The organism is Pseudoalteromonas sp. L23 (assembly GCF_021728455.1).
In the GTDB taxonomy this organism is placed as follows: Bacteria; Pseudomonadota; Gammaproteobacteria; order Enterobacterales; family Alteromonadaceae; genus Pseudoalteromonas.
This window is the reverse complement of sequence record NZ_JAKKCW010000007.1, coordinates 1-14,889: the sequence shown is the minus strand read 5'-3', so window position 1 is coordinate 14,889 and position 14,889 is coordinate 1. Positions and strand designations below refer to the sequence as shown.

At 38.2% G+C, this 14,889-nt stretch carries 11 protein-coding genes; 10 read left to right on the top strand and 1 reads right to left on the bottom strand.

The window, feature by feature from the left end; translation table 11 throughout:
* Positions 1-205 precede the first annotated feature (205 nt).
* Positions 206-1,987, top strand: coding sequence for a DUF885 domain-containing protein (locus tag L3V43_RS12835; protein ID WP_010606875.1), 1,782 nt, complete (start codon positions 206-208; stop codon positions 1,985-1,987).
* Positions 1,988-2,062: 75 nt separating this feature from the next.
* Here L3V43_RS12835 and mtnK read toward each other — a convergent pair whose 3' ends face one another.
* Positions 2,063-3,265, bottom strand: coding sequence for an S-methyl-5-thioribose kinase (mtnK, locus tag L3V43_RS12830; protein ID WP_237116761.1), 1,203 nt, complete (start codon positions 3,263-3,265; stop codon positions 2,063-2,065).
* A gap of 120 nt (positions 3,266-3,385) precedes the next feature.
* Here mtnK and mtnA point away from each other — a divergent pair, with 120 nt between their 5' ends.
* The 9 genes from mtnA (at position 3,386) to L3V43_RS12785 (ending at position 14,287) form a co-directional block, all read left to right on the top strand.
* Positions 3,386-4,408: an S-methyl-5-thioribose-1-phosphate isomerase gene (gene mtnA / locus L3V43_RS12825; protein ID WP_102057719.1), complete on the top strand. Its 1,023-nt coding sequence runs from the start codon at positions 3,386-3,388 to the stop codon at positions 4,406-4,408.
* 102 nt (positions 4,409-4,510) lie between these two features.
* Positions 4,511-6,454 carry a S9 family peptidase gene (locus L3V43_RS12820; protein WP_237116762.1) on the top strand — a complete coding sequence of 648 codons (1,944 nt, stop codon included), beginning with the start codon at positions 4,511-4,513 and terminating at the stop codon, positions 6,452-6,454.
* A gap of 277 nt (positions 6,455-6,731) precedes the next feature.
* Entirely contained in the window at positions 6,732-7,787 is a 1,056-nt protein-coding gene (locus L3V43_RS12815) for a helix-turn-helix transcriptional regulator (protein ID WP_158299135.1), read from the top strand.
* A gap of 171 nt (positions 7,788-7,958) precedes the next feature.
* Positions 7,959-9,452, top strand: a complete 1,494-nt coding sequence (locus tag L3V43_RS12810) for a hypothetical protein (protein WP_102057717.1) — start codon at positions 7,959-7,961, stop codon at positions 9,450-9,452.
* A 164-nt stretch (positions 9,453-9,616) separates the two neighbouring features.
* Positions 9,617-10,045: a GNAT family N-acetyltransferase gene (locus L3V43_RS12805; RefSeq protein WP_010606869.1), complete on the top strand. Its 429-nt coding sequence runs from the start codon at positions 9,617-9,619 to the stop codon at positions 10,043-10,045.
* 42 nt (positions 10,046-10,087) lie between these two features.
* Entirely contained in the window at positions 10,088-11,698 is a 1,611-nt protein-coding gene (locus tag L3V43_RS12800) for a serine hydrolase (protein WP_237116763.1), read from the top strand.
* Between the two features lie 98 nt (positions 11,699-11,796).
* Positions 11,797-13,194, top strand: coding sequence for an alpha/beta hydrolase-fold protein (locus tag L3V43_RS12795; RefSeq protein WP_102057715.1), 1,398 nt, complete (start codon positions 11,797-11,799; stop codon positions 13,192-13,194).
* Positions 13,195-13,506: 312 nt separating this feature from the next.
* Positions 13,507-13,740, top strand: a complete 234-nt coding sequence (locus L3V43_RS12790) for a hypothetical protein (RefSeq protein ID WP_102057714.1) — start codon at positions 13,507-13,509, stop codon at positions 13,738-13,740.
* A gap of 76 nt (positions 13,741-13,816) precedes the next feature.
* On the top strand, positions 13,817-14,287 hold the full coding sequence (locus tag L3V43_RS12785; protein ID WP_102057713.1) for a hypothetical protein: 471 nt from the start codon (positions 13,817-13,819) through the stop codon (positions 14,285-14,287).
* Positions 14,288-14,889: the final 602 nt, after the last annotated feature.

Sequence of the window (14,889 nt, the reverse complement as noted above, 5' to 3'; positions counted from 1 at the left end):
TCAATTTTTACTAGGTTGAGTAAATTGTATTCAATCTGAGATATTCGTGATTCTGTCGAATTAAGTTGCATCTGTTACGGGACTCTCCTACTTTGACTAGCAGAAAGTTCATTTCACCATAACAAAGCTCAGAGCGATGGATAATCATTATTTTTTGGCTATTTTATCGCGAGCTGAGTAACAACAACGTATCGAGGAAGTCAGCGTGTTATCACCAAAATTAAAGCTGTGGACTAAGCGTTCAAGCGTCGCCGTTTATTTAACCGTCGCCTTATCAGGTTGTGCTATTACCGGAAGTGACAATAACGCTGAGTTTACTCAAATAGCTGGCAGCGTTATGAAATTTAGAAGTGATAACAATGCCTATGGTCGCAGTGATACAAAAGTAGAGTTTCTGCTACCAAACCTCAGTGCAGAAAAGTTGGCGACCACAAATCAGCAGCGTCTACAGTTCTTGGCTCAGCTCGACAATATCGACACTTCAGCGCTAAGTGAGGAAAATCAAATCAATCTCACTATTTTGCGTGCACAAGTGCAGAATAGCGTCGATGAATATCGTTTTCATAGTCACTATATGCCGCTCACCTCAGAATATGGTTTTCATTCCGGTCTGTCTTTTATGATCTCGAGTCATGATTTTAAAAAACGTGCTGGTTACGAGCTATATTTAGCACGTTTGCAGCAAGTTCCTCGTTATTTCAAGCAAAATATCGACTGGATGAAAGAAGGTATGGCGATTGGTCTGACTCAGCCGAAAGCTGTGCTTGAAGGTTATGAAAGTTCTATCGAAGCCTATATCGTTGATGATGTGACAAAATCTGAGTTTTATGGCCCGTTTACACAAAACCAAGCGGGTTTACCTGATGCTGAATTTAAAGCGCTGCAACAGCGTGCCAAAAAGATTATTCAAGGTGATGTGATCGCTGCATATCAAAATTACCTTAATTTCTTTGTCAATGAGTATCGTCCTGCGGCTAGAACTGAAATTGGAATTTCTTCGACACCAAATGGTGAAGCGTTTTATGCGAATCGTGCTAAATACTACACCACCACGAATATGACGCCAAAAGAGATCCACGAGCTTGGTCTTAAAGAAGTGGCTCGGATCCGTGCAGAAATGGAAAAAATCATTAAAAAAGTAGGCTTTAAGGGGTCTTTTGCCGACTTTGTGCAGTTCTTAAGAACCGATCCACAGTTTTATGCTAAAACCCCCGAAGCGCTGCTTAAAGAAGCTGCATATATAGCAAAGAAGATGGATGCCCAGCTACCTAAGCTATTCCATACATTACCAAGAAAGCCATACGGTGTCGCTCCAGTGCCTGCGAGCATTGCACCTAAATATACAACCGGGCGTTACTCTGGTGCACGTAGCGATACTGATGCAGGCTACTATTGGGTAAATACCTACGCTCTGGATAAGCGCCCGTTGTATGTATTAGAAGCATTGACTCTACATGAGGCCGTGCCTGGTCACCATTTGCAGATCTCCTTGAATGCCGAGCTTGATTATCTACCGGAATATCGTCGTAACGAATATATTTCTGCTTTTGGTGAGGGATGGGGGCTATATTCTGAGTTTTTGGGTATCGAAGCCGGGTTTTATCAAGATCCTTACAGTGATTTTGGTCGCTTAACCTACGAGATGTGGCGAGCGGCTCGTTTGGTTGTAGACACTGGCATGCATATGTTTGGTTGGAGCCGCGAGCGAGCGATGAACTTTATGAAAGACAACACTGCATTGTCCTTACATAATGTTAAAACGGAGACTGATCGTTATATCTCTTGGCCGGCTCAAGCGCTGTCATACAAAATTGGTGAACTAACCATTAAGCGGCTACGTCGCAAAGCAGAAAAAGCACTGGGCGATCAGTTTGATATCCGTGAGTTCCACCATCAAATCTTACGTCATGGTTCTGTACCATTGTTTGTGCTTGAAGACCAAATCGACAAATATATTGAAACCACGATGAATCAAGCACGTAAGTAATCGAGATTATCCATTTAATAAAAAAGCCCAAAGTAGTAACCTTGGGCTTTTATCATTTTATTAGCCTAAGCTAGTTTAGTTTACAAAACTAATAATTAGCTGATACACATCATCAGTCGTTCGGCATTTATTGGCATTAATGATGAGCTGTTCACCTAAGTGCAGTGCTCGCTGTTGTACCGCTAAGCGTGCATCTTCATCTTCAATCGCATCTATGTCCGCAACATGTGCGAGACCAATGGTGCGGCGGATCAATTCACACCCACAATAACCAACCGCGTCTTGCAATACCTTAGTGAGGAAGTATTCCGCGTAGCCATCTGCTTGCAATGACAGGTCGCGTGTTTGTGTTTTTGCCAGTTCAAGCCAAGTTACATAGAAGTTAGATAGGGTGGTGGCGATACTATCGAGTAAATACACTTGCATATTTCGACGTTTTGGCAGAGCGTTAATGCGAGCATGTTGGGCACAGTAGTTGAGCAATAAATTGCCGATAAATGAGCCTAAATCAAAGCCAATGGGGCCAAAAAAGCCAAACTCTGGATCGATTAGCTTAGTGTGCTTGGCATCGACGAAAATACTACCAGTATGGATATCACCGTGGAGCAAGGCTTCTGGTGCATTGAGAAACTGGGCTTTGAGCTTTGCCACTTCAACTAATAACGTCTTATTGTTTCTTAGCATTTCCACAGACGATTGCAATGCGGCTGGAAAGTTGTTTCTTTCAGCATCGCGGTATGGGTCGTCGAAGAACAAATCTTCAGTGATTGCGCACAGCTCAGGATTAGTAAACTCGGTGACTAGGGCTTTCTTTTCACTCGGTGTTAAGTAAAAACTTGAGTGATAAAAGCTGGTTTTTGCTAGGTAATTTGCGACGTCTTTGCTGAGTCTTGCAAAGGTGTTTGCTTGGTTTAATTCACCGCGCAAAATGCGTAGATGACCAAGATCTTCCAACACAGTTACCGCAAGCTCTTTATTGTGGTGCAGCACTTTTGCTGTGGTATCTGGGCAGATCTCACCATGGCGTTGTAACACACTAGCTTCAATTCTGGCTCTGTCTAACGTCAGTGGCCAGCTCTCACCCACACATCGAGCGTAAGGCAAAGCTTGCTTGACGATGATGCTATTTTCTTGCGTATCTTGCACGCGGAAAACCAAATTCAGATTGCCATCACCAAACTCATAACAAGATAAGGTTGCATCTTTATCAAAGAAACTTCCTAAATTAGTAATGTAATCAATAACTTTTTCTGCATCAAATGCAATGTAGCTCGACATGTTTCTGCACCTTGTGGATATTTGCTATTAGCATTCTATATTTTTAAATGTTTAGATGTCTATACTTCTTTAGATCTTGATGTAAAATATCATTAGTACACTTTGAAAGAGCGGGATGTCATGAAAACCTTAATTGCACGTAGTCTTAAATTCGAATCGGGCGTGGTACAGGTATTGGATCAATACTTACTGCCACATCAACAGGTGTGGCATGAATGCCGCGACGTTGCGACGATGAGCGAGCTAATTCTGACACTTAAGGTTCGCGGTGCTCCGCTTATTGGTTTAGCGGCAAGTTTGTTAATTGGTTATCTTGCCGAACAGGGAGAAGACAAAAACACAATTGCTCGTTCGATAGATGAACTTGAAGCAACGCGTCCTACAGCGGTGAATTTAATGCACTGCATGGCGAGATTGCGTGAAGCGTTACAAGCGAATGATTGGCAACAACAAGTGATCACAACCGCTGAACAGTTATTTGAAGAAGACACTGCGCTATGCGAGCGTATGGCAAACATAGGTGCAGAGCTTGTGAATGCGGGAGACAATATTCTTACCCACTGCAATACTGGCGCGCTGGCAACGGCAGGTGTAGGCACCGCACTTGGCGTAATTCATCATGCTGCAAAACAACATGGTGACATTCATGTTTGGGTTGATGAAACTAGGCCACTGTTACAAGGTGGTAGGCTCACCGCGTTTGAACTAGATGCATGGCAAATCCCATACACGCTAATCTGTGACAATATGGCTGCGAGTTTAATGGCGGCGGGTAAAGTCGATAAAATCTTTGTGGGGGCAGATAGGATTGCGGCAAACGGTGATTTTGCGAATAAAGTCGGCACTTATAATCTAGCAGTGTTAGCCCATTTCCATAATATTCCTTTTTATGTGGTTGCCCCGATCACAACATTAGATAGCAGCTGTCCAAATGGCGCAGCCATTCCAATTGAACAACGTGCCAAAAGCGAAGTAACTGGTGTCAGTGGCAGCTTTGGTGATTGCCAATGGGCACCCAACAATGCTGAGGTATATAACCCTGCATTCGATGTTACACCAGCGAGTTTGATCACTGGGTGGGTGTTGGATACGGGATTATTTACGGCTGAGGATGTTGCCAAGGGAGAATTTTTACAAAGTTAAACATTTGTAAATTATACAACTACCTAAGTTACTAAACTCTTGTTACAATGTACCCATTAAAGTGATGACTATTTTTAATAATAATGGAGAAGTTATAACAGGATGAAAAAGTTACTTATTTTAATTCTTTCCTTGATGGCGACAGCTGTGTTTGCTCAGCAAGACATACCGTTGGAGGCGTTTAGCAAAGGTAGTGAGTTTTCAAGTGTAAAAATATCACCAAACGGTGAATACCTAGGCTTTATCACTAAAGCTGAAGGAAAAAGTATCTTGGGTTTTCTAGAGCTTGATGGATTTAAGGTTATTCATGCTGTGAGATTCAACGGTAATGCCCAAGTTGGTCGTTATGAGTGGGTTAACGACAACCGTGTAGTACTTGAGAAAGAGTATATCCGAGGGTGGCGAGATCACCCTGAGTATCATGGCGAATTATTTGGTGTAAATGTTGACGGTAGCCGAGGGAGATACTTAGTTGGATATCAAGGTGAAATTCAAACCGGATCACGACTGAAAAAAGCGACACCTCTGTATGGCACTTCCTACATCCTTGACCCTTTGGTCAATGATGAAGATAAAATGCTGATCGTGACTTATCCGTGGTCAGGCTCTAAGGAGCCAGTAACTGTGGTATACGAAGTCAACGTCCATTCAGGTGTTAGACGAAAAGTCTCTATATCTCCGCGTAGGATGGGGCGTTTTTTGACAGATCATCAAGGGGAGGTGAGAGCTGTTGCTTCGACTGATGATAATGGTAACACATCTGTATTTATAAAAAATACAAAAGATAGTGACTGGAAAGAGTTAACACTAGCACAAGATCTTGATGACTATTGGCTACATGGTTTTGATGAATCGGGTAAATTGGCGTATCTATCCGCTGCAAAAGCAGGAGAGCCGCGAGGGGTTTATCAACTGACACTGGAAACTGGCAAGCTCAAGCATTTTTTCCAAGACAAATTAGTTGATCCATCTAAAATATGGCGTGATCCGGTTAATCAAACTCCTTTCGCAATTGAGCTCGATCCGGATTATCCGACGTATGCGTTCGTAGATCAAGATTCAATATGGAGCCAACGACTAAAGTCGCTTATAGCTTCAATACCGGGGAATCAGATCCGCATAGTAAGTGGTACTCGAGATGGCAGCAGAGTTATCGTTTTTGCTGGTAGTGATATTAATCCTGGAAATTACTATCTATTTGATAGCAAGAAAAATCAACTTGGGTTATTAGTCGCAAACCGTAGTTGGATTGATCCTAATAGTATGTCAACGATGGAAGCCATCAGTTTTAAAGGACGTGATGGAATTACTATTCACGGGTACCTCACCACACCACAAGGTAAAGAAAAGAAAAACCTTCCTTTGATTGTTATGCCGCATGGTGGACCTCATGGACCAAGAGATTATTGGCAGTTTGACCCTGAAGTGCAAATGCTCGCGAGCAGAGGTATGGCTGTATTACAAATTAACTTTCGAGGGTCAGGTGGTTATGGAGATGCATTTGAAGAGCTTGGCTATAGAAAGTGGGGCAAAGAAATTCAATATGACATCATTGATGGAACCCGTGACTTAATCTCTAAAGGTATCGCTGATAAAAATCGGATTTGTATTATGGGAGCGAGCTTCGGTGGTTATTCGGCATTGCAAAGCGCAATATTAGAACCAGACTTATTCCAATGTGCTGTAGGTGTGGTTGGCGTATATGATTTACCACTGATGTTTGAAGAAGGTGATATTGCTCAGCGTAGTTCAGGGGTCGCATATTTAGAACGTGTACTTGGCACCGATGAAAAGCAGTTAAAGGAATTTTCTCCAAGCTATAATGTCGATAAGCTTAAGGTTCCAGTCCTTATCGTACATGGTGGTGAGGACCAAAGAGCGCCAATTGAACAAGCGGAATCTTTAATTGATGCACTGAAAAAGGCTGATAAGCCTTATCAGTATTACTTACTTGAAGATGAAGGGCATGGTTTCTATAAACCGGAACATCGTCTGAAATACTTTAAGAAAGTGCTGGCATTCTTAGAAAAGCCCATGCAGTTATAGTAATAAAGTACAATAATAGCCAGCAATTGATGCTGGCTATCATATTTCTCAACTAACACCTTCAATACTTATCTTATTCGAACTGAGCAAAGCTTTTTAAATTCAAGAACAGTTCAAAATCACGCCACATGCTAGGTGAAATCACACATAATCGGTTATGCTTTATCCAAAGCTTAGCCATTCATTATGACAGCTTCAAATGCTCACGATGCAGATTAATTTTCTTGTAATAGAGCGCAATAGGCACTACCGATTATATAAATTAATAAGGGAATCGATGTTTTCACAAACCGTTCAGTTGCAGCCAGTAAACATCTTGCAAATAGCTTTTACAGTGGTTTCGGTGTTAGGAGTGATTTTAGTCTGGAAAATGGATAGATATCGAGGCGTCTTATTTCTTTTCATATATTATTCTATCTTAATGATATTTAATTTATATGAAGAAACACGAGGTCAAGATGGGTATATAGTAACTCCCATTTTTACACTAATTAAAGGGCCAATAGTCTACTTTTTAGTTAGATGGATAATTAATGAAAAGCCTATAGCTTCTAAATTAAAGTTTCTGCATGTGGCACCTGCAATTTTAGCATTACCCTTCACGCAACATGTCCAGCTTATTATTTTGATTGCTACATTTAGTCAAATTACCTACTTAATTGCTTCTTTAAAGCTAATAAAGCGATATCACTCCATATCAATGGCCGTCCGCTCTGATGCACTGTCATTAAAGTTAGATTGGGTTAACAAGATAATTTATGTTTTCTTTATCTTTGCTCTAGTAGATCTTTTAAGGTTAAATTTGCAGCCATTTAACGCCATTGAGATAAAGGCTGGTTGGTATTTTATTGATGTATTGGTGGCGCTGCTTTTGATGTGTTTTCTAGTAGTTAAAACTGCTCATCAACCTGAGCTATTTGATGATATGGTTCCCTATGAAGACTTGAAGGTGAAAGTTTTAGAATGTGAACAACAATCTAACTTAAAATTAGCACAACAATTATGTGAAGATATTACAAAAGTAGTATTAGAAAAAGAGCTTTATAAAAAGCCAAGGTTATCACTAATAGAAGTTGCGAATGAAACAGGTTTTAAGTTGAAAGACGTTTCTTGGTCTATAAATTTTGCTACAGGTTATAACTTTTGTGAATTCATTAACAACATGAGAGTCAATGAAGTTAAGAAACAAATTGTTCTGCCACAAGAATCTCACAAAAGTATCTTAGAAATAGCTTTTGATTCAGGTTTTAACTCAAAATCTGTTTTCTATAGTACATTCAAATCTACGGTAGGAATGACTCCTAGTAAATACCGAAGTTCACAAAAACAGTGAGTTAACCGGTCCTATTTAGTCCCAAATCATGATTTGGGAAGACAGAACTAATTAAAAAACGGATAGTGTTGTAAATTCGATTTGACTACCAAGTGCACCAGCCGTCTCCAATGCTAATTGAAGGCTGCTTCAATGCTAGTCGTAAGATAAACACTATTTTGTAGGTTTTATATGTTCAAAACTATAGCCGTTACACTTTCCTTTGCTTTTTACTCCTTGCTTTTTTCACCTCCAGCATTAGCTGATCATTACACTGTTTTTATCACTAAGAACAACCCCAGAATAGCGAAAGTTAAAGCAGTTCTTTTCCCACATGGTCATGTTATTTCCATGAATGAGCAAAATGTTCATGGTTTGAAAAATGGCTGGGGAGGATTTGTAAGAAACCTCACAGTATTAAATTCAGATGGAGAAACTATTCAGATTTCTGAGGTTGAAAATAGTAAATGGGAACTAATTGGATACGAAAATGGAAAGATTACTTTGTCATATGATGTCGTTTTAGGACACGACACAGTAATTCCTAAGATAAAATTTGGTGATAATGGAGCTGCTTATGCAACAGAAGATGGTGTAATGTGGGCTGGACGTGCTCTATTTATTGCAGGGAAGCCAAGTAAAAAAGTAAATATAAAATTTGAAACCCCCAATTCTTGGGCCATTACTACTCCTTGGGAAAGTGTTAATGATAGTACAACTGAATTCTACGTGGAGGGGACGAGTGATCTGCAAAACTCAGCATTCTTTGCGGGTGAGCATACTCAAGGTTCTTTTAAAGCAGGAAATGTACAACTAAGAACGGCTTTTTCAGGTGAATATACTCGTAAAATGGTTGACGATATAAATCAGAAAGTTGACCAATTTTTTCAATATTACGGAGCTCAATATCAATCACCTTTAAAATCTAGAATGGTTCTTATAGTTTCAGATCGTAATGATGGAGGAGGGGAAGTCATGGGCAAAGCAATATCAATATCGGTAGGTCCAGCTGACAAAAAACTTTTAGATAAAAGTAGAAAAATCCCCTTGGGTATTTCACGGCTAGTTGCTCATGAGCTGTTTCACGGTTTCGCATTCAATCAGTTAGAAGTTGATGATAAAGGTGATAAGTCCGCATTATATGAATGGTTTAATGAGGGGTTTGGAGCTGAGTATGCTTCTCAAATTGCACTATTAAGAATAGGTATAAAAAATGAGTCTGAATTTTTAGATGGTATTTTATATAGAATGAAAGAATATGAAGCTGAAGCCGATGGAAAGTTAACTCTGATTAGTGCTGGTGCTGATAAGTCTGATAAATCTACCACTGTTTATTGGGGAGGCATGATTGCAGCTCTTACTCTTGATTTCAAAATCCGAGCCAAAAGTGAAGGGAGACGAAATTTAGATGAGCTGTGGAGATATTTACTACAAAACTATCCAAGAGGTGGAAAAGAGATGAATTTGAATGAGCTATATAAATCAGTAAGTAAATTATATGGAGAATCAATGGCCTTAGAGTTTAAGGATTATGTAACAGTTCCTAATGTTATTCCATTTTATGACGCCGCGAAATTAATGGGGCTGAAATATAATGGTAGGAAACTGCTCAGAGATAGCTTAGCTACTAAAAGTCAGAAATTGTTATGGGAAGAATTTGTTTTAGGGAAAGGAAGTAGTTTATAGATCTAACTTTGTTGAATTTATAATTTTTATTTTTAGTGTGGTGTTGAGATAAGTTGATTTTTAAATGTGTTAGTCCTTTTTAAGTGAAGTAGGTGGCTCGTCATGAATTTAAAATTCTGCTTTTGTGTTTGGTTTTATAAAATTAAGTGAGCGATTATATTTTTATGAAAGAAAGATCGATTTTAGATGTGAAAATCCAACATAACGCGCCAAAAGTAAAGGAGTTTATTGATTTACGATGTATCGTAGGTTGGGAAAAACAAGATACAAAGACAGCTTCAAAAGCATTGGCAAACACCTTGTTTCATGTCGTTGCAAGATTAGATTCAAAGCTTATAGGAATGGGAAGAGTGATTGGTGATGGAGCTATGTTTTATTACATTCAAGACGTAATTGTCGACCCTAAATATCAAAGTATGGGAGTTGGAAATTTATTAATGGAAAAAATTGAGGTGTATTTATCAGAAAATGCAAACGCTGGAGCTACAGTAGGACTTTTTTCCGCAAATGGTAAAGAGACATTCTACAAAAAATATGGATATTTAGAAAGAGATGGTAGTCAGTTAGGTTTTGGTATGTGCAAGTTTTTATAATAAAAGTGTTTTTTATTTGGGGCTTTAATGATGGCTTGTGCAATGTTTGAAACTAAAATATTTAATTTTTTTGGTTTTGTTTTTATTAGCTTTTTTGTTTCAAGTTATTTGTTTGCTGCTGAAATATACCCAGCTGTTACTTGGCTTCATTACAAATCTCCAGAACAGGCTGGCTTTACTTCAGAGCGATTAGATAAAATTAAAAAGTTTTACAATAAGAAGTCCTTCTCAGCGCTTTTAGTAGTTAAAGATGGCGCCATTGCTATAGATTGGGGGGAGAATGACCGAAGGTTTCCTATACATTCGATTAGAAAGAGCTTATTGAGTGCACTATATGGGATTCACTCTAGTTCTATCAACTTTCAAGCAAGCCTTGCAGATCTAAACTGCAATGATAACTCATTGCTGACTGATCAAGAACTATCAGCAAAGGTTTTTGATGTTATATCGTCTCGGTCTGGAGTCTACCTTCCTGCAGCCGCCGAAAATAATGAAATGAGATTAAACAAGCCAGCTAGAGGTAGTTATAAGCCAAGCAAGTATTGGTGGTATAACAATTGGGATTTTAATGTTGCAGGTACTCTGTTTTCGAAAATTACTGGAGAGGAAATTCTTGGGTCAATTGCAACTCAATTGGCAGCCCCTTTACAGATGCAAGATTACCGAGTTACAGACGGATATTATGTAAAGGCTGAGTCTGAACATTCAGCTTTTCAGATTAGGATGTCATCCCGCGACTTAGCTAGGTTTGGTTTATTATATGCTAGAGGTGGGGTTTGGAATGGCAAACAGTTGATTCCTCATGAGTGGGTTGTTAAAAGCACTAGCGCTATAAGCAACACGAATATGGGTGATAAATACCCTCCTTATTTCGGCCTTATGTGGTGGGTTGAAGAAGATGGTAGTTTTAGTGCCAGAGGGAATGGAGGGCATACTTTAGCTGTTTACCCTTCTCTAGATATGGTGGTGGTTTTACGTACTGATACATATTTGGAACACACGGTTTCTGCCAAGTCAATTCATAAAATGCTCAGCGGCATTATTGCTATTTCGAAGGGTCAACAGCATTCGAAACCGAGTTTGATTACTGAAACACAACAAGAGGCTGATAAAAAACAGATCCCTGAACTATATCGATTTAATAATGCAAGCATTGCTTTAGATAATGGGCTTTTAGTTAGCATCAACTTCAAAAATGAGACTTTATTTGTTGATTGGGGAACGGGAAAATTTGAACTTAGTTACTTGAATAATAATCGCTTTATTATTTCTGATCTCCATGAGCCACTAGAAATTGAAGTAAATGATGTTGGTGAGCTAATTGACATTAAAACACCTAAGTTGTTTTTTATACAAGCAGCAACAGCTGCTAAATATGATGATTTATTAATCGCGGAAAGCTGGGTTGAAAAAGCCATTAAGATGAACCCTAACTCGCCAATACCTTATGTAAACCTGGCCAAAATACAGATTGAAAGAGGTAATAAAGAAGGTGCAAAAGAAAACCTACAAAAAGCCTTATCTATTGAGATTAATAACAAGCAGGCAAAAAAGCTTTATCAGAAAATCTTATTAAAGCAGTATTTTTTCCCTGGTTTAATGATTTTGATACTAGTTGGATTTTATTTAAGGTCGTATAAAGGTAAAGTGTGATTTTAACTTTGTTTTTATATTTTTAGTTGGTGGTGTGTTAATTTTAATCTTTGTGGTTTTGGGTTGGTTCTCAAGAGATAATTGTGTAAGGTTTTTAAATGAAATATATTGTTGTTTTTATAATGTCATTAATTCTATCTTGTAATGTTGCTATATCAAATGAGGGATTTTCAAATTACGAAGTGGTAAGTGAAAAGTTTAATTACTACTCAGCTTCACATAACGAAAATAGAGTAATACTAGTTAGTTTGCCTAAAAGTTACGCGTTGGATAAAAAAAGGAAGTACCCTGTCTTATATGTTTTAAATGCAGAGAAAAACCATATATTGGCGACAGAGATTGCAAGCTTCCTTGCATCAAAAAATCAAATTCATGAAATGATTGTGGTTGGGCTACCTAGTAAGGATAATTACTTTAATGAGAACCTTCCTTTTCTAAACTCAGAGTCATATACCATTTCCGAATTAGCAAAAAAGCACGAAAAATTTATAAGAGATGAAGTCACGCAATTTATAAGTGAAAAGTTCAGGATAAACAATACCAAGTTTATAGCTGGGCACTCAATGGCTGGCCTATTTGTATCATACTTGTTTTTGCAAAACCCTACTGGCTACAATGGACACATTGCAATTAGTCCTGCATTTCACCATGCTAAGCAATTTAGTAAGAAGTTAAAGCTGTACTTCACTAATTCAAGAGTTAATGAGGGAGCAATCTATTTCTCTTTAGGAGGGCTAGAGCACTCTCTAATTACAAAAGAATTTAACCACGTCGTTGATATATTCAAAAGTAATGTCTCAGGTAATTTGTATTGGGGAGCTGAAATTTTGAAATATTCTGATCACAATACAACTAGTTTGAGTGGGATGATTCAGGGTTTGAGTTGGTTATATAATGGACTTTCTCTTACTGAGGAATTTATTTCTGGTCGTTCTTTTGAAGATGTTATATTGCATTATGAAAATTTATCAAAAAGAATAGGCTACCCTATTATACCAAGAGAAAACTCTCTCCTAGGAATGGCTTCATTCTGTATGTCTAGAACAAAAGATTACAGTATGGCGAATCTACTTTTGAACCTTTCAAATCACTACTACCCTGATTCTGTTTTGAGTAGGAAATCATTTCATATATATGGGAATTGGATGAAAGGAGGATTGTCAGCTATTTCGAGTTCAACGTCTAAAGCTGATGATTTAGATGAATCTATCTTAATATCATTAGCTTACGATCGTTTAAATAGTGATGAAGTAGGAGAAGCTATTGAGCTGTTAAAGTTTGTTGTTGGCTATTTTCCTAATTCGATAAATGGATTTGATAGTTTGGGTGAAGCATATGAAAAAGGAGGAGAGTATGACTTGGCTAAGCTTGCATATAGAAAAGCGTTGGAGTTGTCTATAGAGGGAGATGACCAAGAATTAATAAACATAGAAAAAAGAAATATTGCGAGAGTTAAAAAACTAAGCGCGAAAGTATTACAGCAAAGTAAGCTATGAAATCGAAACTTAATCAAATGGGAAAAGACGTCGTAGGAATATATGCTAGTGTGATTATTTGGAGAAGCTGACCGTGTTCTGCACTTGGTGCTCATGACTATATGATAACAAGACCCTAAAAAGGTGTTAGATCATTCAGTTTAAGGGAATCAATACACAAACCATAATTGACAGTGTAGTTTAAAGGTGCCTGGGCTTGAACTCAGAGTGTGTTCAACGAGCGGAGAGGCCTGAAATGGTATCAATAACGGCTGGACAACTAAAGATAAACATCGTCTTACAATGTTGATTCAACGGTAATAGGGGTTATACATGATTAAAGGTAGTTCTAAAAGAAAGAGTGTGGAAGATAAAGGAAAATCTAAAATGACCTTTTATTTTTTGTTTGCACTTTCAATTGCTACTTTTCTATTTTTTATGATGCCGAACTACAATAATGGTGATAATTTGTTTCCATTAATTGTAGTGTTTATAGCATATTGTGTAGGTGGGGTAGGTATTTACTTTTATGTTTTTCATCCTTCTGGAAGTAGGTTGGAAAAGTAAAGTGTATATAAGTGGATATTTTTTAATTTTTATATTGATTATTTTAAATTTTATTAATAAGAAAGGGTGAAATATTATGAGTGCTAAAAAAGGTGTTATCTTATTGGCTATAGGAGCTACTATTTTCTTCAGCACGGCACTAGCGCATCTTTCTTGTATTTACTTTGGACCTCAGTGTTATTCATCACAGATGGCTCCTCCCGAGATTATCGAGTCTGCAATGAAAGGGACTCTACTAGCCCCAATCGGAACAACTCTAGTGTCTGCGATATTCATGGTGCTTGGGTTGTATGCATTATCTGGTGCAGGGCTATTGCGCAAACTTCCTTTATCGAGGTTTTGTATTTATCTAATTGCGTTTGTATGCATTATCCGAGGCGTTTTACCTATTCAATTGTATTTTCGCCATCCTGACAAAACAAGCAACATTGTCTTATCCATTGGTATTACTTGGTTGCTAGTTGGCTTGTTATGTTTTTTCGGATATAGAACGGTAAATAAGCAAACAGTCGGACACTTTGATAAAAATAAGGAAGAAGCAAGGTAATTTATTGATTATGATTCATAAAATGGTAAGTGTTACGCATTTTTCGACTAGGCCGATTAAGGTGAGTTTACTTTTGAAATGATTGAAAGTATTCACAAGATGACAGTCGCGAATTCAAGTTTGAAGTGCATCGCTCGCAAAATTAGGCTGCTTTTGCCTAATTCATCGAATATAACCGCTTGTTGTCTAAACCCTGAACATTTTCTGGGCCTCGTATTGAGTGCCCGTTATCTATTCAGGGCTCCACCTTTTTCTAATCCTAACTCAACAAACGCAATGGGGGATTGGTGCATTTAGCTGCAAGTCGTTTTCGTTTATGCACTGTTGAGTGGGCGATTTCAGCCAAATAATGACATCGAATACTATTGTACTATGACTCACTTTTAGCTTGTTTCTATCACCCTATAAAACTCATTGCGTAAACAAGCCTTAACTTGGTATCTGCTCTTATCTTCTGGCGATTACAGAGTACCACTGTAACTCCACCCAATTTAGTACAGCTATTTCGTAGAATTTTATGCAGCCTCAAGATAACCAATTGGTGTCATATCGCCAAGTGAATCATGTGGTCGCTCATAATTATAAATATCTAACCACTCATC